Source organism: Streptomyces sp. NPDC104307, assembly GCF_055584045.1.
Genome location: NZ_JBVJMU010000009.1, coordinates 218,541 through 239,933 on the forward strand (window position 1 = coordinate 218,541; position 21,393 = coordinate 239,933).

A 21,393-nucleotide genomic window follows, 5' to 3' on the forward strand; every position below is an offset into this window, starting at 1 on the left:
TCACCTCCGCCTGCGGATGCTGCTCATCATCCTCGTCATGCGGGTCATCCGCCGAGGAACGAGAAGTCGACGTCGGCCCCGTACACGAATCCGACCGTCAGGAGCAGCAGGGTGCCGGGGAGCAGGAAGGTGGTGACGGCGAAGGTCGCCTTCGGGACGGCCTTGGCGGCCTTGCGGCGGGCGTTCTGGGCATCGGTGCGGCGCATGTCGTTGGCGATCTGGATCAGCGTCTCGACGATCGGCGCACCGAGTTCCTCGCCCTGCTGGAGCGTCGTCACGAACATCGCGACCTGCTCCGAGTCGTTGCGCCTGCGGAGCTCCTCGAAGGCCTGGCGGCGGCTGACGCCCATGTCCATCTGGCGCAGGGTGATGCGGAGTTCGTCGGCCCAGGGGCCCTCGTACTTCTCCGCGACGCGTTCCAGCGCCTGCCGGAAGCCGAGGCCCGCGGACACGACGACGGCGAGGACGTCCAGGAAGTCGGGGAGCGTGCGCTCGATGTGGTCCCTGCGGACCCGGACGGCCGACCAGATGCCGACCTCGACCCAGAAGGCGCCGAACGCGACGAGCAGGACGGCGAGGAAGAACTGCCCGCGCATCAGCATCGTCAGGGCGCCGAACGCTCCGAGCACCCCGTAGACGGCGCGGCGGGCGGCGTACCGGTCGATGGTGAGCCCGCCGGGGTTGCCGGCCATGTCGATCTGGCGGCGCTTCCTGCCGACCGCCTTGGCGCCCATCATCCTGAGCACCGCGGGGGCCCACCGCATGCCCATCCGGTCGATGACGGAGCCGACGGCGCCGGTACGGGTGGAGCCGACCTCCAGGGCGATGGCGAGGTCGCCGGGGAGCTTGGCGTCGGCCCGGTACATCCGGATGCCGGCGATCGCGCCGTACACGGCGAGACCCACGACGAGTGCGAGCAACAGGTCCATGTCCGCTCCTCCCCTCAGACGTCGATACGGGACAGGCGGCGGATCACGACGAATCCGATCGCGTACAGGATGAGCGCGACGACCACCGCGACCTGGCCGATCAGCGCGCCGGTCATCCGGTCCAGGGCGCCCGGCATCACGGCGTTCATCAGGAGCATGGCGGCGAAGCCGAAGCCCGGTACGGCGTACGCCGTGACGGTCACCTGGGAGAGCTGGGTCTTGACCTCGCGCCGGGTCTCCTTGCGCTCCTCCAGTGTCTGGGTGAGGTTGCGCAGCGAGCTGACGACCATGCCGCCGGCCCGGTTGGACAGCACGAGGGTGGTGACCAGGACGACGAGTTCGCGGGACGGCAGCCGGTCGGTCAGCTCGCTCAGCGCGTCGTCCAGTGATTCGCCGACGTCGAGCCGGCGTACGACCCGGGACAGTTCCTCGCCCGCGGGGTCCTCCAGTTCCTCCGCCGCCATGGCGAGCGCGGTGCGCAGGGCGAGTCCGGCCTGGGTGGCGTTGGCGAGGATGCGGGAGAGTTCGGGGAGCTGGTTGATGAAGCGGTCGGTGCGCTTGGTCCGCTGCCAGTTCAGGAAGGCGTTGGTGCCCCAGAGGCCGATCAGGGCGGCCACGGGGCCGAAGAAGGAGGCCAGGACGGAGGAGGCGGCCAGCCAGAGTCCGGCCATGGCGACCAGCGCGTAGACGACGAACTCGCCCGGCGTGATGTCCAGACCGGTGGCCGTCAGCTTCAGTTCGATCCGGCGGCCGAGACCCGTCCTGCGCAGTCGGCGGTCGACGCCCTGGAAGCGGCGGTGGCGCCCGGCGGACGGCAGCTGCCCGGGGTGCGAGAGGCGGTCGAGGAGGGCGTCGCGGTCGGCCTTCCCGCCGGCGTACGCGTGCAGACCCACGACGCCGAGTACGCCGCAGACGAGGGTGACGCCAATCGTGAGGAGGGCGAGATTGGTCATGGCGCGGTACCTACTTGGCCTCTCGGGTGGCGAGCTGTTCTTCGGACGTGGCGACCCCGAAGGCCTGCGGGATGGGCTGGCCGGCCATGTAGAGGCGCTCGGCGGCCTTCCGGGGCAGCGGGAGGTACTGGAAGTGGCCGTGGACCCGGCCGTCGGCGCCCATGGGCCGGGCGTTGAAGCGGGCCACGCTGATGATCCGGTAGTGGTCCCGGCCGTGCGAGTCGAGCACGGCGATCTCGGTGACCTTGCGGGTGCCGTCGGCGTGCCGGGTGAGCTGGACGATCACGTCCACGGCGCTGTTGATCTGGTCGTGCAGCGCCTCGAAGGGGATCTTGATCTCCGACATCGAGGCGAGTGTCTGGAGGCGCATCAGCGCGTCCTCCGCGCTGTTGGCGTGCACGGTGGCGAGGGAGCCGTCGTGGCCGGTGGACATCGCCTGCAGCATGTCGAGCGACTCGCCGCCTCGGACCTCACCGACGATGATGCGGTCGGGGCGCATGCGCAGGGAGTTGCGGACCAGGTCGCGGATGGTGACCTGGCCCTTGCCCTCGACGTTCGCGGGCCGGGCCTCCAGCCGGATGACGTGGTTCTGCTGGAGCTGGAGTTCGGCGGAGTCCTCGATGGTGACGATGCGCTCGTTGTTCGGGATGAGCGCGGAGAGCGCGTTGAGGAGGGTGGTCTTCCCGGTGCCGGTGGCGCCGGAGACGATGATGTTCAGCTTGGCCTGGACGAGCCCCGAGAGCAGCAGCAGCATCTGCTCGTCGAGCGAGCCGAAGCTGATCATCTCGGGGAGGGTGAAGGACCGGGGGAACCGCCGGATGGTGAGCGTCGCGCCGGTCAGGGAGAGCGGCGGGATGATCACGTTGACGCGCTCCCCGCTGGGGAGGCGGGCGTCGACCATCGGATTCGACTCGTCCACGCGGCGGTTGACGGTGGAGACGATGCGTTCGATGGTCTGCATCAGCTGTTCGTGCGAGCCGAAGCGCATCGGGAGCTGTTCGACCTTGCCGCTGCGCTCCACGAAGATCTGGTCGGGCCCGTTCACCATGATCTCGGTGATGGACGCGTCCTCCAGGAGCGGTTCGAGGATGCCGAGGCCGAGGGCCTCGTCGACGACGCGGCGGATCAGCTGCGAGCGCTCCACGGTCGACAGGACCGGTCCCTCGCGGCTGATGATGTGGCCGAGTACGCGCTCCAGTCGGGCCCGCCGGTCGGCGGCGGCCAGCGAGGACATCTCCGCGAGGTCGATCTCCTCCAGCAGCTTGGCCCGGTAGGAGGCGACCAGGTGGCCGTCCTCGCGGCCCCCTCGGTGCTCATCGGGGGCGGTGATGCGTGCCCGCAGACTCATGGTGCCAACTCCTCGGTCCTGCTTGCTGGTGGTGCGGTGCGGGGGCTCAGTCGCGCGGCATGGTGGAGCTGCGGGTGGCCGTCCCCCATGAGAGGCCGGGTATGACGGTGGGGATGTCCACGTCGGCGGTGTAGGTGACGTCGTCGGTGCCGCCCGACGAGCTCCAGCTCAGTCCGTCCGCGAGCCAGCCGCTGATCGCGCTCGCGCCCGCCTGTTCGGGCGATCCGGCCGTCGGGTCGTCCTGGCCGGCCGTGCGGGCGGCGACGCGCGCGGCGGTGCCCGCCTGGTTCACGGTGTACGCGGCGATGCCGAGCTGGATGGCGCAGAGGCCGACCAGCAGCAGCAGCGGGATGAACCCGAGGTACTCGATGGCGACCTGGCCGCGCTCACGACGGGACCCGCGCCTGATTCCGGTCATCGTTCAGCCCTCCTTCACCGAAGCCGCTTCGCCGGTGACCGTGGGCCCCCAGTCGAGTACGCCGGGGACCAGGACGGGCACGTCCAGGTGGACCCTGGCCCGGTACAGGCCGGAGCCGCTCACGCCGCACTCGATGGAGCCGCCCCGCCAGGCGTCCGGCAGGTCCTCGTTCGCCGCCTGCTCGCAGGCGGCGCCGCGGTTCCCCTGCGTCCCGCCCCCGGCCCGCGCCCCCATGTCCGCGGCGTTGCTGGCCAGGGTGAACGTGTAGCCGAACAGGGCGCACTGCCAGAGCAGCACGAGCAGCAGAATGATCAGAGGCGTCACCCCGACGAACTCGATCGCGGTCTGCCCGCGGTCGCGGTCCCGGTCCCTGCAACGGTCGCGGTCCCGGTCCCTGCAACGGTCGCGGTCCCTGTAACGGTCGCGGCCCCGGTCCCGGTCCCTGCAACGGTCGCGGTCGCGGCAGCGACGCCTCCCGCGTAAGCCCGCGGCTCTGCCCGTGCCCCTGCCCTTGGCCCCGCCTGTGCCCCCGCCCGTACCGGTGTCCGCCGCCGCCGTCCGCGTGGTTGCCATGGATGCGCCCGCCCTCTCAGTCGGTTCTGCCACGGCCGGCGATCTCGCCCCGCCTGCGCGGACGGCCGATCGAGCCACGGTCGCCCCGGTACTTCTCCCGGCCCGGCTGGGCGGCGGGGAGCTTCACCAGGCCCAGCTCCCCCGCCAGTGCCCAGAGCGCCTGCTTCACCACGCTCTTCTGGTCGAGTTCATGCATCCGTCCGGCATCGACGGCGCTCTGGAGTTCCTTGAAATTCGCGGGAACCGACGTTGCGGCGAGCCGGGTCCCGGTGATCTTCTGGATCAGCGCGGGCTGGATCTCGGTGTTCCGGTTGAAGCGGTTGACGACTGTCGTCGTCTCCTCCGCCTTGCGGATCTGGAGCCGGTCCCACATCCGTACGATGCGCTTCGCGCCGCGTACCGCGACCACGTCCGGGGTGGTGACCAGCAACGCGGTGTCGGCCATCTCGATCGCGGCGGCGTTGGCACCGCTCATCTGGGCGCCGCAGTCGATGATCAGGATCTCGTAGCGCGAGCGCAGCGCGCTGACGATCTGCCGGGCCGCGCGGTCGCTGACCTCTTCGCCGCGCTCCCCCTCCCCGGGGGCGAGGAGCAGCGCGATTCCGGTGCTGTGGCTGAACACCGCGTCGGCCAGGACGCGCGGGGAGATGTCGCTGATCGCGGCCAGGTCGACGATGGAGCGGCGGAACTGGACGTCCAGGTACGAGGCGATGTCCCCGGACTGGAGGTCCATGTCGACCAGGGCGACGGTCCGTCCGGAGGCCTGGGCGGCGAGGGCGAGCTGTACCGCGGCGACGGTGGTCCCCACCCCGCCCTTGGCGCCGCTGACCGTCACGACGGTGCCGCCCGGCCCGGTGAAGACGTCGCCGCCGGCCCCGAGGTGGCGGCGTACGCCGACGGACCACTGGGCGGCGGACTGGACCCGGTTGACCAGTTCCTCGTAGCCCAGCGGCAGGGTGACCAAGCCGCGCGCCCCGGAGTCCATCGCGGCGGAGAACAGGGTGGGGCTCGCGTCGGCGGTGATGAGCACGACCCCGACGGCGGGGAAGCGCAGGGACACCTCCCGGATCAGCTCCAGGGCCGGCACCGGTCCGATCCGCTCGTGGACCAGCACCACCTCGGGCAGTTCGTCGAGCGATTCGCCCGCGAGCCGGGCGAGTGTGTCGATGAGCTGGGTCGAGTCACCGACCGGGACGGCCGGTTCCGCGTCGGGGAGCTGGCTGAGCAGGGTGGTGACGGATCTGGCCGCGTCGGCTTCGCCGACGGCCGGGAGGATCCTCGTGGTCATCCGATCCTCACTTGTCCTTGTCGAGCGTGTAGGTGCGGTCGCCCGGACGGATCTTGCTGTCGCTGCCGGGTGCGATGAGCGCGAGGCGTACGTGCTGCGCGAACGATTCCGCGTACGCGATGCGCTGGGTGTCGAGGGTGTTCAGCGCGAAGGTGATCGGCACGGCTTCGGTGGCCTGGCTGCCCTTGCCGTCGCGGCTCGGGTCCAGCGGGGTCAGCTTGCCCACGTCCAGGACCTTGGCGTTGGAGACGATGACCTTGGACTGGGCCGGTTCGCCCTCGCGCTCACCGGCGAAGGTGGCGTAGACGTTGACCGTGGCGCCGGAGGTGATCTTCCCGGCCACGCCGGTGGCCGCGTCGATCATGATCGCGATCTCCTGCTCACCGGGCTTCAGCGCGGGCCGTGCCTCCATCATGTCGGACTGGAGCAGCGAGCCCTTCTTGAGCGTGGTGAGGGCGATCTTGCCGCTGACGTCCGAGAGGTCGGTGACCGCGTTGGCCGAGAGCCACCGCTTCGGCATCGACACCTTCTCGAACCTGTCCGGAGTCAGGCCGGTGAAGGGGGGGATGTCGCTCTTCAGCCGGTAGGCCGAGACCTCGGGTCCGACCTTCGAGTTCACGTCACTGATCACCGAGAGCACACCGGCGAAGGCGCCGAAGGCGCACAGGACCGAGAGCAGCAGGAGTATCACGCCACGGCGCTGTCGGGAGTTCATGGGCCGGACAACCTCGTTCGGGTCGGATGTGTGGGGGCGGACGGGGGAAGGGCGCGGGGGGCCGGGCGGGCTGATCCGGGTATGCGGCACGGGTGCGTCCGGGCCGCGAGGGGAGCCGCGGAGGAGGAATCCGCGGTCGCTACGGCCGCGGCGGCGCGGGCGCCCCTTGGTTCATGACACCGGACGACAGCATTCGGACCTCGGTGGCGGGAAGGGGTGAGGAACAGAAACCGCAACGATCACCGATCAGCTCCATTCCGCACCAGTGACACGTCACGCGTCTTACTGAGGACACGAGTTGATACAGGACGGAGATATCGGGAAGGTAGGCGGCAAATTCGATCAGCTTGCCGGTTCCCCACCATCGGGGGGATTCAGCGGGAAGCTTTGCGTCCTGAATCGCCTGTACCTTCCAGGCGGGCGCCAGGGTCTGCCGCACCCAATCGGACTGCAACTGCCCCTGGGCCACCTGCAGATGGGTGCCAAACTGTGGTCCCGCCAACGGCTCCGCCGCCGGACCGACCTTGATGAGCTGCGGATTCGGTCCGGCGAGTACGGCGAACTGGGAGCCGGGCAACCAGGAATGGGCGTGGGTCTTCAGGCTGACGGGGACGCGGTCGAACCTGGTCACCGAATTCAGCAGGGCGCCCGCGTGGATGTAGTGGGACAGAAGCCGCACGGAGGAGGCGATCACTCCGGGGCTGAAGTCGCAGACGGACAGCTGGCGTAACTGCCTGACCAGCACGGCCACGCCCAGCGGCGGCAGATCCACCTTGAGCAGCGCGATGCGGTCGCTCTCCAGCACCGAGCGGACGGCGTGCAGCCGCCGTTCGTGCGCGAGTGCGATTCCTGTCGGGTACACAGCGATTACGTACCCGTGCCGCTCCAGCATCATGTGCATGTCGCCGATTGCCAGATCCAGCGCCTGGTCATCGGGCGACTGGAGCAGGGCCGCTGTCGGCGTCTGCTGGTCTGTCGGCGGCAGGACCAGATCGGTGCTGGTCACTGCTATTGCGGTCGGCACGCTGTTCCCCGTTCGGTCCCGGTCGGCGTCGCCTTGACGTCGGCCGCAATCGCTACTGCTCCGCGCTTCCGCCTCAGCCCCTCCTCCAGCACTTTAACCGTGTCCTACACGGCAGAGAACACCCAAAGGAACGCGGCAACAGCACCACTGTTCCATCGCCGGTACAACGCTCCCGTACGAAATCGGACCAAACCGAAGGTTGTTAACTCCCGTACCACTGCGGAGGGTTACTGTCAGGCATTCTCATTTCCGTACCGCTGGAATTCATTTGCGCACGTCACTGTGGATCTTGACATGCACTTGCCATACGAAAGGGCGGCGGAAACCGTCACTGTCCGGCCCCGTCGCTCACGTCACCCGTGAGAGGGACGCGCGCCGGGCAGCCGGTTGCCGTCCACGGGCCGGCGGCGTGCGCGGACAGCTGCCGCTGCCAGAGGTCTTGACAACTTGATTGGTCTGGACCAGTTTATCGGCCAGCGGTGGCCACCGTTCCTCGATTCCACACCCCCGACATCCCCGTGTCGCTCCCCCGCCATCCCCATAACTCCCCCACGGAGGCAGCAAGTGGAACGTTCCCCCGTAACCAGCCGAAGAGGGCGTCGCACCCGTCAGGCGCTGGGCGCCGCCGTGGCCGTCGTCGCGGCCGGCGCCCTGACCGTCACCGGTCTCGTCAGCACCGCGCAGGCCGCCGACGTCAACGTGGCCAAGAACGCGGGCTTCGAATCGGGCCTCGCCAACTGGACCTGTTCCGGCGGCTCGGGCGCCACCGTCTCGTCCCCCGTGCACGGCGGCACCTCCGCCCTCAAGGCCACCCCGGCCGGCCAGGACAACGCCCAGTGCACCCAGACCGTCGCGGTGAAGCCCAACTCGACCTACGCGCTCAGCTCCTGGGTCCAGGGCGGCTACGCCTACCTGGGCGTCAGCGGCACCGGCACCACCGACGTGTCCACCTGGACGCCTGGCTCCAGCAGCTGGTCCCAGCTCTCGACCAGCTTCAAGACCGGGGCGAACACCACCTCGGTCACCGTGTACACGCACGGCTGGTACGGCCAGTCCGCCTACTTCGTCGACGACCTCTCGGTGAGCGGCCCCGACGGCGGCGGCGGGACCGACCCCGGCCCGACGATCCCCGCCGCCCCGGCCGGTCTCGCGGTCGGCACGACCACGGCCTCCTCCGTCTCCCTCTCCTGGAACGCGGTGTCCGGCGCGACCGGCTACACCGTCTACAAGGACGGCGCGAAGGTCACCACCACGACCGGCAACTCGGCCACCGTCACCGGACTCACGGCCAATACGGCGTACCAGTTCACGGTGACCGCCACCAACGCGGCCGGTGAGTCCGTCAAGTCCGCTTCGGTCAGCGGCCGTACGGCCGTCGGGGGCGGCGGCACCGACCCGGGCGTCCCGTCCACCTCCGTGCCCAAGCACGCCGTCACCGGCTACTGGCAGAACTTCAACAACGGCGCGACCGTGCAGAAGCTCAGCGACGTGTCCGCGAACTACGACATCATCGCGGTCTCCTTCGCCGACGCCACCACCACACCCGGCGCCGTCACCTTCAACCTGGACACCGCCGGGCTGAACGGCTACACCGTCGACCAGTTCAAGGCCGACATCAAGGCGAAGCAGGCGGCCGGGAAGAACGTCATCATCTCGGTCGGCGGCGAGAAGGGCTCGGTCTCGGTCAACAGCGACGCGTCCGCGACCAACTTCGCCAACTCCGTCTACTCGCTCATCCAGGAGTACGGCTTCAACGGTGTCGACATCGACCTGGAGAACGGCGTCAACTCCACGTACATGACGAAGGCGCTGCGCTCGCTGTCGCAGAAGGCGGGCTCCGGCCTCGTCATCACGATGGCGCCGCAGACCATCGACATGCAGTCCACCGCCGGTGAGTACTTCAAGACGGCACTCGGCATCAAGGACATCCTGACCGTCGTCAACATGCAGTACTACAACAGCGGTTCGATGCTCGGCTGCGACGGCAAGGTCTACTCGCAGGGTTCGGTGGACTTCCTCACCGCGCTCGCCTGCATCCAGCTGGAGGGCGGCCTCGACCCCTCGCAGGTCGGCCTCGGTGTCCCCGCCTCCACCAGTGGCGCGGGCAGCGGCTACGTCGCCCCCTCGGTCGTGAACGCGGCCCTGGACTGCCTGGCCAAGGGCACCGGCTGCGGCTCCTTCAAGCCGTCGAAGACCTACTCCGGTGTGCGCGGCGCGATGACCTGGTCGACCAACTGGGACGCCAAGTCGGGCAACGCCTGGTCCAACGCCGTCGGACCGCACGTGCACGGCCTGCCGTAACCTTCCGCAGTCCCGCACCACGGGGCCCGCGTCCATGACCAGCAGCGCCGCCGCTCCCCCGGCGGCGCTGCTGCGTGTCACGGGCCATAAGCCCGATGGAGGCTAGATCACCAGGCTGAGCAGCGACGCGACCGCGAAGCCCGCGACGGACAGGACCGTCTCCAGCACCGTCCAGGACTTCAGGGTGTCGCGCTCCGAGATGCCGAAGTACTTCGACACCATCCAGAAGCCGCCGTCGTTCACGTGCGAGGCGATGATCGAACCGGCCGAGATCGCCATGATGATCAGCGCCAGATGCGGCTGCGACATGCCCTGGCCCTCGACCAGCGGCACGACGATGCCCGCCGTGGTGACGATGGCGACGGTCGCGGAACCCTGCGCGATGCGCAGCACCGCGGAGATCAGCCAGGCCAGCAGGATGACCGGCAGGCCGACGTCGTTGAAGGTGTCCGCGAGCGCGTCCGCGATGCCGCTGTTCTTGAGCACGGCGCCGAAGATCCCGCCCGCGCCGACGACCAGCAGGATGTTGCCGACCGGCTTGAGGGAGGAGGTCGACACCGATTCCAGGGACTTGCGGGACCAGCCGCGCCGGATGCCGAGCAGGTAGTACGCGAGCAGCAGCGCGATGGTCAGGGCGACGAACGGGTGGCCGAAGAACTCGATGACCGAGCGGAGCGTCGAGGGGTCCAGCGCGATGGAGGAGAACGTCGCGGCGAGGATCAGCAGCAGCGGGGTGCCGATGATCCCGAGTACGGTGCCGAGCGCGACCGGGGCCTCCTGCGGGGTGACTCCCGCGGCGCGCTGTTCGGTGACGACGGCGGCCTTGGCCTCCTCGGCCGCCTCGACCATGTCCTGCGGGACGTCGACGAAGAGCCGCTTCCCGATCCAGGCGGCGTAGCCCCAGGCGGCCAGTACGGACGGGATGCCGACGAGGGCGCCCATCAGGATGACCCAGCCGAGGGAGACGTGGAAGAGGCCTGCGGCGGCGACCGGTCCGGGGTGCGGCGGCAGGAAGGCGTGGGTCATGGACAGACCCGCGAGCAGCGGCATCGCGTACAGCAGGATCGACTTGCCCGAGCGCTTGGCGGCGGCGTACACGATCGGCGCGAGGACGAAGATGCCGACGTCGAAGAAGACCGGGATACCGAAGATCAGACCGGTCAGGCCCATGGCGAGCGGGGCACGCTTCTCGCCGAAGAGGTTCAGCAGCCGGGCGCTCAGCACCTCGGCCCCGCCGGAGACTTCGAGGATCGCGCCGAGCATCGTGCCGAGGCCGATGATGATCGCCACATGGCCGAGGATGCCGCCCATGCCGGATTCGATGATGGAGACGGCGGCGGAGCTCTGCACCGTACCGAAGAGCTCGGTGACGGAGAGTCCGGCGCCCAGGCCGACGGCTATGGAGACGGCGAGGAGTGCGACGAACGGCTGGAGCCTGACCTTGATAATCAGGAAGAGGAGGAGCGCGATACCGAGGACGGCGACGGTCAGGAGACCGGCCGTCCCGTCCATGAGGAGGAGGAGTCCACCGGTGTGGGGTGGCGTCTCGACCGGTGGGGGGCTGGCGGCGAGCTGCATGGGTAACTCCGTTGTCGTCCATGGGGCTTCGGGTAGGGAGGAGCGCGGCAGGGCGCCCCGGTGGGGCGGGGCGCCGTGCCGTGCGTGGTGCGGTGGTGCGGGTGCGGCAAGGTGGTGATCAGGCTCAGCCGAGCACCGCGAGGGCGTCGATCTCGATGAGCAGGCCCTTGGGCAGACCGACGTAGACCGTCGTACGGGCGGCGGGGGCGGCCTTGAGGTCCTGCTCGCCGAAGTAGGTGTTGTAGATCTCGTTCATCTCGGCGAAGTGGTCGACGTCGGTGAGGTAGACGCGCATCATCATCACGTCGTCCCAGCTCGCGCCGCCCTCCTCCAGGATCGCCTTGACGTTGGCGAAGGTCTGGAGGGTCTGCTCACGCAGGGTGGGTCCGGCCGGGGTCGGGGCCTGGCCCTCCACGGCGGGCAGGAAGCCGACCTGGCCGGCGACCTGGAGGATGTTCCCCTTGCGTACCCCGTGCGAGAACTTCGCGGGCGGGGCGGTGTGGGTGCTCGGGGTGAGGGGGGTCTTGTCGGTCATCGCTGATCAGGCTTTCTTGGGTCGGGTGGTGCCGGAGTACTCCCGGCTGATGGTGTCGGCGGTGCGCCGCACCAGCGGGAGCAGGGTGAGGAGTTCCTCCGCCGTGACGACCACGTTCGGTGCGGAGACCGACATGGCGGCGACGACGCGCCCGTCGGCGCCGCGAATGGGGGCGCCGACGCAGTTGATGGACTCCTCGTGGCCACCGAGGTCGGTGGCCCAGCCCTGTTCGCGTACGGCGGCGAGCTCCTTGAGGAACGCGCCGGCGCCGGGGGTCGAACGGGACGTGTACATGGGGTAGTCGAGCTTCTCCGCGACGGCGCGCCGTTCCGGCTCCGTCAGGTCCGCGAGCAGGAGTTTGGCGACGGCGGCGACGGTGATCGCGACGGGTTTGCCGATCCGGGAGTACATCCGGACCGGGTAGCGGCTCTCGACCTTGTCGATGTAGAGGACCTCGTTCTCCTCGTACACCGCGAGGTGGACGGTGTGTCCGCAGCTCTCGTTGAGTTCGGCGAGGTGCGGGTGGGCGATCTCCCGGACGTCGAGGTTCTCGACGGCCTCCTGGGCGAGCGCGAAGAGCCGTGCGCCGAGCCGGTAGCGCTGGTCCTGCTGCCGGTAGACGAGTCCGTGCTCGTGGAGCGTACGCAGCAGCCGCAGCGCGGTGGACTTGTGGACGTCGAGCCGCTCGGCCACCTGCCCGAGGTCGGCGGGTCCCTGCGCGAGCAGCGGCAGGATGCTCAGCGCCCGGTCGACGGTCTGGCTCATGCGCGTCCCTCGCCGTCCGCAGCCCGGCTTTCGCCGCTGACGCCCCTCTTGCCGAATCCCTCGCTCATTGCGTACGTACCCTCCTGGTCGTCCCCCGTCCACCCGGGGCCGAGACGCAGTCTCCCCCAGGCGGTGTCGTCGAGGGCCACCAGGCGGTCGGCCCGGTCGCGGGCGGGCGGGTCGGTGAGGTCGCCGGGGACGGTGAGGGCGGCTGCGGCCATCAGGTGGCCGTGCCGGGCCCGGTCGCGGACGGGCAGTCCGCGCAGGGTGGCGGAGAGGAATCCGGCCGCGAAGGCGTCACCGGCTCCGACGGGCGCGACGACGTCGACCCGGAGGGCGGGGACGTCCGTGACGGTGTCGGGCGGAAGATCAGCCCCTCCGGCGATCGAGGAGCGGGGTTCGGGGCGGAGCCCCGAGAAGACCGTCACGCCCTCCGCCCCCCGCTTCACGACCAGGACCGCCGGTTCCGGCAGCGCCGCGCGGATCGCCTCCGCGCCCGTGATCCCCCAGGCCTCCTCCGCCTCGTCGTCCCCGACGAAGACGAGGTCCGCGCCCCGGGCCAGCTCCAGCAGGACGCGGGGGGAGGCCTCGCCGCCCCGCCACAGTCCGGGCCGGTGGTTGACGTCGAAGGAGACGAGCGGGCGGCCGGGGCGCGGGGCGGTCAGCTCGCGCAGCAGCGCCAGGCAGTCGGCGGAGAGCGCGGCGGTGATGCCGGACAGGTGCAGGACCCGGCCGGCGAGCAGCGCCTCGTACGGGACGTTGGCGGGGGACATCGCGGAGGCGGCGGAGCCGGCCCGGTAGTACGCCACCTCGTGGACGTCGGCCGCGCGGTCGGTCGCCGTGCGGAAGTAGATGCCCGTGGGGCGGTCGGGGTCGCGCCGGACGGCGGAGGTGTCGACGCCGTAGCCGGCGATCGTGTCGACGAGGTGGTCGCCGAAGCCGTCCGCCCCGGCCCGGCTCACCCAGGCCGCCCGGTGTCCGGCCCTGGCGAGCGCGCAGGCGACGTTGGACTCCGCGCCGCCGATGCCCCGGCCGAAGGACGGCACGTCGGCGAGGCGCCCCGGCTGCGAGGGCAGGAACGTCACCATGGACTCACCGAGGCAGACGACATCCGTGGTCGCTGCGTCGGCGGCGGTCCTGGCCGGGGTTCCGGACACTCGGGGCTCCTCTTGGTCTGCGGGCGGCACCGGTTCTCACCATTGACCGGGCGTCGGCTCGGATGTTAGACAGCCCTGAGCGATATGCGCAATGGGTGTTGCATATGCTGCAACGCAACAGTACGACGATGACCTACTTCGATCGAGGAGGCACCCCATGGCTGCCGAGGCTGCCGACCGTCCCGTGGCCGGGCTGACCGGTCTGGCCGGACTCGCCGACGAGCGGGTCGACCACCGGTTCAAGGCGCTCCCGCCCGACGCGCAGGGGCTGACCGTGGCGGCGCTGGCCGCCGAGCGGCGCTCCCTCTTCACCGGCGGGTTCACCACCCCGGTGCTCGCCCTGTCGGCCGAGTCCGTCGAGCACAACCTCGCCCTGCTGGAGACGTACGCCGAGCGGCACGGCCTCGCGTTCGCCCCGCACGGCAAGACGTCGATGTCCCCGCAGCTGTTCGCCCGTCAGCTGGAGCACGGCGCGTGGGGCATCACCGCGGCCGTCCCGCACCAGGCGCGGGTCTACCGGGCCTACGGGATCCAGCGCATCTTCCTCGCCAACGAGCTCGTGGACGCCGCCGCGCTGCGGTGGCTCGCGGGTGAGCTGGACGCCGACCCCGGCTTCCGGTTCGTCTGCTACGTCGACTCGGTGCGCGGCGTCGAGCTGATGGACGAGGCGCTGCGCGCGGCCGGTGCCTCCCGCCCGGTCGACGTCGTCGTGGAGCTCGGCGCCGGCGAGGGCGCCCGCACGGGGGCCCGTACCGAGGCCGACTGCGCCGAGGTCGCGGACGCGGTGGCCGAGGCCGGGACCCTGCGTCTGGTGGGCGTGGCCGGTTACGAGGGCGAGGTGCCGCAGGCCTCCGGTGAGCGGGTACGGGACTGGCTGCGCCGGCTCGTCGCGCTGGCCGCGGAGTTCGACGCGCGGGGGCGGTTCGCCGCGCTCGGGGCCGGTGAGCCGATCGTGATCAGTGCGGGCGGCAGCGCGTGGTTCGACGCGGTGGCGGACGTGTTCGCGGAGATCCCGGAACTGTCCTCCCCCGTACTCAAGTTGCTCCGCTCCGGGGCGTACGTCTCGCACGACGACGGCCACTACCGCCACCTGACCCCCTTCAACCGGGTCCCCGAGGAGGGCGCGCTGCAGCCCGCCTTCCGGCTCTGGGCGCAGGTCGTCTCCCGCCCCTCCCCCGGGCAGGCGTTCCTCAACGCGGGCAAGCGGGACGCGGCCTACGACCTGGACCTGCCGGTGGCGCAGGTCGTGCGGTCGGGGCGGGACGGATCGGTCCGCGAGGCATCGGGGATCGAGATCACCGGACTGTCCGACCAGCACGCGTGGGTACGGACGGCCGACGGGGCCGAGCTGGAGGTCGGGGACTGGGTGGGGATGGGGCTCTCGCACCCCTGCACGAGCTTCGACAAGTGGCAGCTGATTCCGCTGGTCGCGGCGGACGGCACGGTCACGGACTACATCCGCACGTTCTTCTGATCCCCTGCGGGGTGCCTTTCCCCACCCCGCCCGTTCCCGTGTCCGGGGCTCCGCCCCGGACCCCGCGCCTCAAACGCCGGCGAGGCTGAACAGCACCCCCTCGAAAGGCACCCCCCATGGACCTGGTCATCCGCGACGCGCGCGTCATCGACGGCACCTCCGCCCCCTCCTACCGCGCCGATGTCGCCGTCCGCGACGGCCGGATCGCGGAGATCCACCCGGAGCACGCCCCGGGCCCCCGCCCCACCGGCACGCGCACCCTGGACGCCGACGGTCTCGCCCTCTCCCCCGGCTTCATCGACATGCACGCCCACAGCGACCTCGCGCTGCTCCGCGATCCCGACCACAGCGCGAAGGCCGCCCAGGGCGTCACCCTCGAAGTCATCGGCCAGGACGGGCTGTCGTACGCCCCGGTCGACGACCGCACCCTCGCGGAGGTCCGCCGCTCCATCACCGGCTGGAACGGCGACGGCAGCGACATCGACTTCGACTGGCGCACGGTCGGCGAGTACCTGGACCGGCTCGACCGCAACTTCGGCGGACAGGGCATCGCCGTCAACGCCGCCTACCTGATCCCGCAGGGCACCGTCCGGATGTACGCGGTCGGCTGGGACGACCGGCCCGCCACGGAGGCCGAGCTGACCCGGATGAAGGAACTCGTCGCCCGGTCCATGACCGAGGGCGCCGTCGGCATGTCCTCCGGGCTCACCTACACCCCGGGCATGTACGCGGACGACGCCGAACTCACCGAGCTGTGCCGGGTGGTGGCCGAACACGGCGGCTACTACTGCCCGCACCACCGCTCCTACGGCGCGGGCGCCCTTGAGGCGTACGAGGAGATGGTGCGGCTCACCCGTACCGCGGGCTGCGCCCTGCACCTCGCCCACGCCACCATGAACTTCGGCGTGAACGAGGGGAAGGCGCCGGAGCTGCTCACCCTCCTGGACCGGGCCCTGGACGCGGGCGCCGACATCTCCCTCGACACCTACCCCTACACCCCGGGCTGCACGACCCTGGTCGCCATGCTGCCGAGCTGGGCGAGCGAGGGCGGCCCCGAATCGATCCTCTCCCGGCTGGCCGACGACACGACGGCGGCGCGGATCCGCCACGACATGGAGGTCGTCGGGGCGGACGGCTGCCACGGCGTGCCGATCGAGTGGGACCGCATCGAGATCTCCGGCGTCAGCGTGCCCGGCCTCGACGGCTACGTCGGCCGTACGGTGGCCGAGTCCGCGCGGCTGCGCGGCGAGGAGCCCTGGGTGACCGCGCGGCGGGTCCTCCAGGACGACCGGCTCGGCACGACGATCCTCCAGCACGTGGGCCACGAGGAGAACGTCCGGCAGATCATGCGCCACCGGGTCCACACCGGCGGCAGCGACGGCATCCTCCAGGGCGACAAACCCCACCCGCGCGCCTACGGCACCTTCCCGCAGTACCTCGGCCGGTACACCCGGGAGCTGGGCATCCTCGGCCTGGAGGAGTGCGTCGCCCACCTCACGTCCCGTCCGGCGGCCCGGCTGCGGCTGGCCGACCGAGGGCTGGTGCGCGAGGGCTACCGGGCGGATCTGGTCCTCTTCGACCCGTCGACGGTGGCGGCGGGCTCCACGTTCGAGGAGCCGCGCACCCTGCCGTTCGGCATCCCGCACGTACTGATCGACGGCCGCTTCGTCATCGAGGACGGGAAGCGGACCCAGACCCTGGCCGGCCGCTCCGTGCGCTCCGGGCGCCCCGCTTAGGGAGTCTCCGCGCTCAGGGAGTCTCCGCCGACCGCTCCGCCGCCCACGCGAGGTCCTCCTCCGTGGGCGCGTCGTCCTGGGTGAGCGACCGCCGCCAGTAACCGCTGAACTCGACGGCGGACCGGGGCAGTCCGCGCTCCTCCACGAGATGGCGGCGCAGCGCCCGGACCGTACCGGCCTCGCCCGCGAGCCAGCCGGCCGTATCGCCCTGCGGCAGTGCGGCGGACCGGACCGCGTCCAGCAGCGATGCGCCCCGGTCCCGGTGCACCCAGCACACCGTCACCTCGGCCGCGCTGTCGAACCGCTGCTCCTCTGCGGCGTCGGCCACCTCGGCGCAGACCGTCGCCCGCGCCCCGGCCGGCAGGGCTTCGAGGATCGTCCCGATCGCCGGGAGCGCCGACTCGTCACCGGCCAGCAGCAGGTGCCCGGCCCCGGGCAGCGGCCTGGCGTACGCGGAGGACGGGCCGACCATGCCGGCCACGTCCCCCGGCCCGGCGGTACGGGCCCATCGGGTGGCGGGCCCCTCGTCGCCGTGGAGCACGAAGTCGACGGCCATCAGGCCGGAACCGGGGTGGTACGAGCGGACGGTGAAGCTCCGCATGAGCGGCCGCTCCGGTTCGGGGATCGCGAGGTACGCCTCGTACCAGCGCATGCCGTAGGCGTCCTGGGCGTCCGGCTCCGGCAGCCGGGGCACCCGTTGCCCCGGCCTCGGGAAGCAGAGCTTCATCTGCTGATCGGGGCGGTCCTCCATGAGCGACGCCAGCCCGTCCCCGGAGAAGCTGATCCGCAGCATCCGCGGGCTGATCCGCTCGACACCCTCGACCCGCACATACGACACAGCCAGCCCCTGCACCACCACGCGAAACCAGCCCCTCAGCCGACTTTGGTACTTTACGCCATAAGGAATTGCTGGACCGAAGTTACTTTACGACGTAAGGAGTCGCAAGTGGTGGTCTATGCCGGGCAGGGCGATGCCCGTCGGTCGATGTCGCTGCTGTGGCGTTCGGCCGCACCGCGCGAGGCAGGTGCGGCAGCCGGTCCGGGGCCCAGGCCGGGGCTGACGGCCGACGCGATCGTGACCGCCGCGATCGCCGTGGCCGACGAGAACGGCATGGCCGCGCTGTCGATGCGGGCGGTGGGCGAGCGGCTGGGGCGCACGGCGATGGCGCTCTACACCTACGTTCCCGGCAAGAGCGAGCTGCTGGACCTGATGTACGACGCGGCACACGCGGAACTCCCCGCAGGCCGTGCCGGATCGGGCGACTGGCGTAAGGATCTGACGGACTGGGCGCGCGACACCCTCGCGTTCTACCTGCGCCACCCGTGGGTGCTCCAGGTCTCCCAGGCCCGTCCGGTGCTCGGCCCGCACGAGTACGCCGGACTGGACGCGCTCGTGCGCCTCCTCTACGGCACGGGGCTCGACGCCGGGGTGCTGCGGCGCCTGGTCGGGACGCTGTTCCACTTCGTGCGGGGCGCCGCGCAGACCGTCGCCGACGCGCGCGAGGCGGCGTCGGCGACGGGGCGTGCGGACGAGGAATGGTGGTACGCCCGCTCGGCGGCGCTCATGGAGCTGGTCCCGGACTTCGCGGACCGCTACCCGGAACTGAGCCGGATGGAGCGGGAGTCGGCGCGGCCGGAACCGGCGGGGGACGACGCGGTGCCGTATCCGGAGCGCGAGGCACGGGAGACGTTCACCGCGGGACTGGACGTCCTGCTGGACGGCATCGAGACCGCCGTCCGACGGGGCCCGGGGTCAGGGCGCACGGACACGCCCTGACGCCCGCGACTCACCATCGGTACCAACGGCCGCGAGCGGTGCCGGAACCCGACCGCAGGAGAAATCCCAGCAGCCACAGCACCAGCAGGATGCCCGCGATCCACCAGAGCAGATTGAGCGCGAACCCGGCACCGAACAGCAACAGAACGATCAGAAGAACGACAAGCAGGGGAACCATCTTTATCAACCTCCGGAAAGCCAGGTGCCCAGGGCCCGGCGGTCCACACCCCGGCACCTGAACTCTCTCCCGGCCGCGGCGGAATCGTTTCCCGATCGCTCTCCCGGGCAACCGGGGGACATGAATACATCTGCGGCAGCGCAAAGAGGCAAAGGGAAGGCTCGCCGGGCCGGCGACAGCAAAGCGGTCGAGATGGGCGGACGCGCGGGCTTCATCGCTCGCGGTGTGATCTATTTCCTGGTCGGTTTCCTCGCGCTGCGGATCGCCTTCAACGGCGGGGACAGCAAGAAGCAGGCCGACCGGGGCGGCGCCCTCTCGGAGATAGCCCAGAAGCCCTTCGGCTCGGTGCTGCTGTGGGTTCTCGGGATAGCCGTGGTGGGCATGGCCCTGTGGCGGCTGTCAGAGGCGCTCTTCGGGGCCCCTGGGGAGGACGGGGACAAGGCCACCAAGCGGCTCACATCGGCGGGCCGGGCCGTGTTCTACGGCTTCGTCGCCTACTCGGTCCTGTCCTTCGCCGCGGGCAGCAAGAGCAGTGGCAGCGGCTCCAGCGACTCGAAGTCCCAGGACGTGACGGCGAAGGTGCTGGACCTGCCGGGCGGCCGCTGGATCGTGGGCGTGGCCGGTGTCGTCGTGCTCGGCGCGGGTCTGTGGATCGCGGGCCGGGCCGTGATGCGCAAGTTCCACAAGCACCTGCGGATGGAAGCCATGTCGCGGGTGCAGCGGCGCGGGGTCGACGTGGTCGGAGTCTTCGGTGGCCTCTCGCGAGGGATCGTCTTCGCGGTCGCCGGCGGATTCGCCGTGTCCGCCGCGCTGAAGGCCCGTTCCAGCGAGGCCAAGGGCATGGACGACACCCTGCGCTCCTTCGCCTCGACTCCGGCGGGGCCGTGGCTGCTGGCCCTGATCGCCGTCGGCCTGGCGGCCTTCGGCCTCTTCTCCTTCGCGAACGCCCGCTGGCGCAAGATCTGAGGCACGGGTGGGCCGGGTGGGGCGGAAGCTGCCGCCCCACCCCACCCGGTCCACCTCACTGCCTGACTACCTGACCGCCCGGCCGCCGTAGGCCGGGCGGTCCGCCGTGTCCGGGGCCGTTACGGCTTGGGCAGCTCACAACCCGCTGCGTCCAGGTCGAACTTGTTGCCCGCCCCGATGCACGGCACGATGCCGTACGTCTCCTGGGCGTAGTTGATGCCCTCGCGGACCGTCACCTGGCCGTTCTCGTCGACCTCGCACGGATTGTTGTCCGTGCACTCCTGCCCGTCCTCGTTACCGGTGTTGTTGACGGCGACGACCTTGCCGGTCGCGTCGTCGATCACCGGGGAGCCGGAGGTGCCGCCGATGGTCTGGCAGGCGGAGGTGTAGCGGACCGAGTCCTTCCAGGTCCACTCGCCCTCCTTGAGGCGGTAGACGAACCCGTCGACGTTGCAGCTGTACGTGCGCTTCCAGTAGCCGGACGCCACGGTGATCGCCTTGCCCTGCACCGGGTGCGCGGTGTCGAGCTCCAGCGCCTTGATGCCGTACTTGCTCTCGATCTGGGCGTACGTGGAGGTGAGTTGGTACACCGATATGTCGGTGTCCGTCATCGTGCCGTACGCGATCTTGCTCGCCCGCACCGTGCCGAGGTCGCCGCCGGAGGCGTTCAGCAGGGTGAAGCTGCGGGTGGACGGCTGGTCCTTCACGACCTCACCGGGCCCGGGGAATCCGGACTCCATGCAGTGCCCGTTGGAGAGCACGAGCGCGGGGTCGTCCGACTGTGAGCCGGGCGTACGGACGACCGATCCCGAACAGTTGCTGAGCGCCACGGTTCCGGCGAAGCCGACCGCCTTGGTCCTGGCCTTCGCCCGGACCGCCGTGTGGCTCGACGACGCTGCCGCCTTGACCGTGCTGGGTGCTGTCGCGTCGTGGCTTGTGGCCGCGGTCGCGGGCGCCGTACCGGCTCCGAGGAGCAGCACGGCGAAGAGCGCACCGACGAGAGGCTTTTTCATGTGGGGGTCCCCTCAAGTGACCTGCGCAGAGCGTGTGGGGCCTCTGCGACCGAAGTTCTTCCGGTTTGACATGCGCATGTTGGCGCATGGAGAGGAGCCGCACAAGGGGTGGATCGGCGAGATCGTGGCGCGGGGCCCCGCGCTGACCGGTTCCGTCCTCAAACGCCGGACGGGCTTGGTGTGCGGGTGCGGCTTGTTCGTGGGGTGCGCCTGCCCGGTGGGTGGGGGGTGGTGCCCCTCCGGGGCGTCTCCTCAAAAATGGCGTGTTCACCCGGGTACGTGAGGGACCCGGGTCGTACGCCATTTTCTGCGGGGACTCCCCTGCACGTCCCCACCCCGGCATCGTGCGCGTCTGCACACCGGCCGGACTGCTGTCGCAGACGCGCGACGGGCGGATTCGGGGGCGTGCAGGGGAGCACCCGCACCACTCAAGCCCGTCCGGCGATTGAGGACGGAACCGGCCCGCCGGAGCACCCCGCACCCCACAAGCGCCCCGCGCCCCAAGACCCCAAGGCCCCGCGCGCCCCCCGGCCGAGGCCTCCGTGGCGCATCTCACCCGGCCTGCTCCGTCACGCCCCTGCCCCACGCCTTTCCAAGCCCGGCCCCCGTCCGCGCCCCGCGTTCCCACGGTTCGCGGGCGGTCGGCGCATGGGATGGAAGCCGGG

General features: G+C 70.7%; 20 protein-coding genes. 5 read left to right on the plus strand and 15 right to left on the minus strand.

The genetic code is table 11. From position 1 onward, the window contains the following. Window positions 1–44: 44 nt before the first annotated feature. From ACZ601_RS23535 to ACZ601_RS23570, 8 genes are all read right to left on the minus strand, one after another. Window positions 45–929, minus strand: a complete 885-nt coding sequence (locus ACZ601_RS23535; protein WP_469541061.1) for a DUF5936 domain-containing protein — start codon at window positions 927–929, stop codon at window positions 45–47. A 14-nt stretch (window positions 930–943) separates the two neighbouring features. Beyond that, window positions 944–1,882, minus strand: coding sequence for a type II secretion system F family protein (locus tag ACZ601_RS23540; RefSeq protein ID WP_440575634.1), 939 nt, complete (start codon window positions 1,880–1,882; stop codon window positions 944–946). A 10-nt stretch (window positions 1,883–1,892) separates the two neighbouring features. Beyond that, window positions 1,893–3,230, minus strand: coding sequence for a CpaF family protein (locus tag ACZ601_RS23545; RefSeq protein ID WP_440575633.1), 1,338 nt, complete (start codon window positions 3,228–3,230; stop codon window positions 1,893–1,895). A 46-nt stretch (window positions 3,231–3,276) separates the two neighbouring features. Beyond that, window positions 3,277–3,648, minus strand: a complete 372-nt coding sequence (locus ACZ601_RS23550) for a TadE/TadG family type IV pilus assembly protein (protein WP_440575632.1) — start codon at window positions 3,646–3,648, stop codon at window positions 3,277–3,279. 3 nt (window positions 3,649–3,651) lie between these two features. Next, the gene (locus tag ACZ601_RS23555) at window positions 3,652–3,972 is read right to left on the minus strand and encodes a septum formation initiator (protein ID WP_469541065.1); all 321 of its coding nucleotides are present in this window, start codon (window positions 3,970–3,972) and stop codon (window positions 3,652–3,654) included. Between the two features lie 265 nt (window positions 3,973–4,237). Then, the gene (locus tag ACZ601_RS23560) at window positions 4,238–5,509 is read right to left on the minus strand and encodes an AAA family ATPase (RefSeq protein WP_469541067.1); all 1,272 of its coding nucleotides are present in this window, start codon (window positions 5,507–5,509) and stop codon (window positions 4,238–4,240) included. Between the two features lie 7 nt (window positions 5,510–5,516). Then, entirely contained in the window at window positions 5,517–6,224 is a 708-nt protein-coding gene (gene cpaB / locus ACZ601_RS23565; RefSeq protein WP_440575655.1) for a Flp pilus assembly protein CpaB, read from the minus strand. A 139-nt stretch (window positions 6,225–6,363) separates the two neighbouring features. Next, window positions 6,364–7,230: a hypothetical protein gene (locus tag ACZ601_RS23570; RefSeq protein ID WP_469541069.1), complete on the minus strand. Its 867-nt coding sequence runs from the start codon at window positions 7,228–7,230 to the stop codon at window positions 6,364–6,366. A gap of 582 nt (window positions 7,231–7,812) precedes the next feature. On the opposite strand from ACZ601_RS23570, the gene ACZ601_RS23575 reads away from it, so the two are divergent. Beyond that, on the plus strand, window positions 7,813–9,549 hold the full coding sequence (locus ACZ601_RS23575; protein WP_469541071.1) for a chitinase: 1,737 nt from the start codon (window positions 7,813–7,815) through the stop codon (window positions 9,547–9,549). A 102-nt stretch (window positions 9,550–9,651) separates the two neighbouring features. Here the strand turns inward: ACZ601_RS23575 and ACZ601_RS23580 are convergent, their stop codons facing one another. The 4 genes from ACZ601_RS23580 to ACZ601_RS23595 all read right to left on the minus strand — a co-directional run bounded on the left by ACZ601_RS23580 (window position 9,652) and on the right by ACZ601_RS23595 (window position 13,584). Then, the gene (locus ACZ601_RS23580) at window positions 9,652–11,127 is read right to left on the minus strand and encodes a GntP family permease (protein WP_469541076.1); all 1,476 of its coding nucleotides are present in this window, start codon (window positions 11,125–11,127) and stop codon (window positions 9,652–9,654) included. A gap of 124 nt (window positions 11,128–11,251) precedes the next feature. Beyond that, window positions 11,252–11,662, minus strand: coding sequence for a RidA family protein (locus ACZ601_RS23585; protein WP_073736754.1), 411 nt, complete (start codon window positions 11,660–11,662; stop codon window positions 11,252–11,254). A 6-nt stretch (window positions 11,663–11,668) separates the two neighbouring features. Beyond that, window positions 11,669–12,427 carry an IclR family transcriptional regulator gene (locus tag ACZ601_RS23590; protein WP_073736755.1) on the minus strand — a complete coding sequence of 253 codons (759 nt, stop codon included), beginning with the start codon at window positions 12,425–12,427 and terminating at the stop codon, window positions 11,669–11,671. Next, complete coding sequence (locus tag ACZ601_RS23595) at window positions 12,424–13,584, minus strand: sugar kinase (protein ID WP_469541080.1); 1,161 nt, start codon at window positions 13,582–13,584, stop codon at window positions 12,424–12,426. The genes ACZ601_RS23590 and ACZ601_RS23595 overlap by 4 nt, the downstream gene beginning before the upstream one ends. A 157-nt stretch (window positions 13,585–13,741) precedes the next feature. On the opposite strand from ACZ601_RS23595, the gene ACZ601_RS23600 reads away from it, so the two are divergent. Continuing rightward, the gene (locus ACZ601_RS23600) at window positions 13,742–15,058 is read left to right on the plus strand and encodes an amino acid deaminase (RefSeq protein ID WP_469541082.1); all 1,317 of its coding nucleotides are present in this window, start codon (window positions 13,742–13,744) and stop codon (window positions 15,056–15,058) included. Between the two features lie 116 nt (window positions 15,059–15,174). Beyond that, complete coding sequence (locus ACZ601_RS23605; RefSeq protein ID WP_469541084.1) at window positions 15,175–16,794, plus strand: N-acyl-D-amino-acid deacylase family protein; 1,620 nt, start codon at window positions 15,175–15,177, stop codon at window positions 16,792–16,794. A gap of 13 nt (window positions 16,795–16,807) precedes the next feature. On the opposite strand, the gene ACZ601_RS23610 is transcribed toward ACZ601_RS23605, so the two are convergent. After that, window positions 16,808–17,650 (minus strand): siderophore-interacting protein, encoded by an 843-nt coding sequence (locus tag ACZ601_RS23610; protein WP_469541236.1) that lies wholly within the window; start codon window positions 17,648–17,650, stop codon window positions 16,808–16,810. A gap of 90 nt (window positions 17,651–17,740) precedes the next feature. Here ACZ601_RS23610 and ACZ601_RS23615 point away from each other — a divergent pair, with 90 nt between their 5' ends. Next, window positions 17,741–18,571, plus strand: coding sequence for a TetR/AcrR family transcriptional regulator (locus ACZ601_RS23615; protein ID WP_469541085.1), 831 nt, complete (start codon window positions 17,741–17,743; stop codon window positions 18,569–18,571). Window positions 18,572–18,581: 10 nt separating this feature from the next. Here the strand turns inward: ACZ601_RS23615 and ACZ601_RS23620 are convergent, their stop codons facing one another. Beyond that, window positions 18,582–18,749 carry a DUF5670 family protein gene (locus ACZ601_RS23620; RefSeq protein WP_440579444.1) on the minus strand — a complete coding sequence of 56 codons (168 nt, stop codon included), beginning with the start codon at window positions 18,747–18,749 and terminating at the stop codon, window positions 18,582–18,584. Between the two features lie 120 nt (window positions 18,750–18,869). Between ACZ601_RS23620 and ACZ601_RS23625 the strand changes: the two genes are divergently transcribed. Further along, window positions 18,870–19,715 (plus strand): DUF1206 domain-containing protein, encoded by an 846-nt coding sequence (locus tag ACZ601_RS23625; protein ID WP_469541088.1) that lies wholly within the window; start codon window positions 18,870–18,872, stop codon window positions 19,713–19,715. A 119-nt stretch (window positions 19,716–19,834) separates the two neighbouring features. On the opposite strand, the gene ACZ601_RS23630 is transcribed toward ACZ601_RS23625, so the two are convergent. After that, entirely contained in the window at window positions 19,835–20,728 is an 894-nt protein-coding gene (locus tag ACZ601_RS23630; protein WP_440579490.1) for a S1 family peptidase, read from the minus strand. Between the last annotated feature and the right edge of the window lie 665 nt (window positions 20,729–21,393).

What these genes read in the sequence shown, in the direction of transcription:
- ACZ601_RS23625 (WP_469541088.1), top strand. Translation starts at nt 18,870, where the DNA reads ATGAATACATCTGCGGCAGCGCAAAGAGGCAAAGGGAAGGCTCGCCGG.
- ACZ601_RS23585 (WP_073736754.1), bottom strand. Translation starts at nt 11,662, where the DNA reads ATGACCGACAAGACCCCCCTCACCCCGAGCACCCACACCGCCCCGCCC.
- ACZ601_RS23630 (WP_440579490.1), bottom strand. Translation starts at nt 20,728, where the DNA reads ATGAAAAAGCCTCTCGTCGGTGCGCTCTTCGCCGTGCTGCTCCTCGGA.
- ACZ601_RS23580 (WP_469541076.1), bottom strand. Translation starts at nt 11,127, where the DNA reads ATGCAGCTCGCCGCCAGCCCCCCACCGGTCGAGACGCCACCCCACACC.
- ACZ601_RS23620 (WP_440579444.1), bottom strand. Translation starts at nt 18,749, where the DNA reads ATGGTTCCCCTGCTTGTCGTTCTTCTGATCGTTCTGTTGCTGTTCGGT.
- ACZ601_RS23545 (WP_440575633.1), bottom strand. Translation starts at nt 3,230, where the DNA reads ATGAGTCTGCGGGCACGCATCACCGCCCCCGATGAGCACCGAGGGGGC.
- cpaB (WP_440575655.1), bottom strand. Translation starts at nt 6,224, where the DNA reads ATGAACTCCCGACAGCGCCGTGGCGTGATACTCCTGCTGCTCTCGGTC.
- ACZ601_RS23560 (WP_469541067.1), bottom strand. Translation starts at nt 5,509, where the DNA reads ATGACCACGAGGATCCTCCCGGCCGTCGGCGAAGCCGACGCGGCCAGA.
- ACZ601_RS23590 (WP_073736755.1), bottom strand. Translation starts at nt 12,427, where the DNA reads ATGAGCCAGACCGTCGACCGGGCGCTGAGCATCCTGCCGCTGCTCGCG.
- ACZ601_RS23600 (WP_469541082.1), top strand. Translation starts at nt 13,742, where the DNA reads ATGGCTGCCGAGGCTGCCGACCGTCCCGTGGCCGGGCTGACCGGTCTG.
- ACZ601_RS23550 (WP_440575632.1), bottom strand. Translation starts at nt 3,648, where the DNA reads ATGACCGGAATCAGGCGCGGGTCCCGTCGTGAGCGCGGCCAGGTCGCC.
- ACZ601_RS23535 (WP_469541061.1), bottom strand. Translation starts at nt 929, where the DNA reads ATGGACCTGTTGCTCGCACTCGTCGTGGGTCTCGCCGTGTACGGCGCG.
- ACZ601_RS23540 (WP_440575634.1), bottom strand. Translation starts at nt 1,882, where the DNA reads ATGACCAATCTCGCCCTCCTCACGATTGGCGTCACCCTCGTCTGCGGC.
- ACZ601_RS23605 (WP_469541084.1), top strand. Translation starts at nt 15,175, where the DNA reads ATGGACCTGGTCATCCGCGACGCGCGCGTCATCGACGGCACCTCCGCC.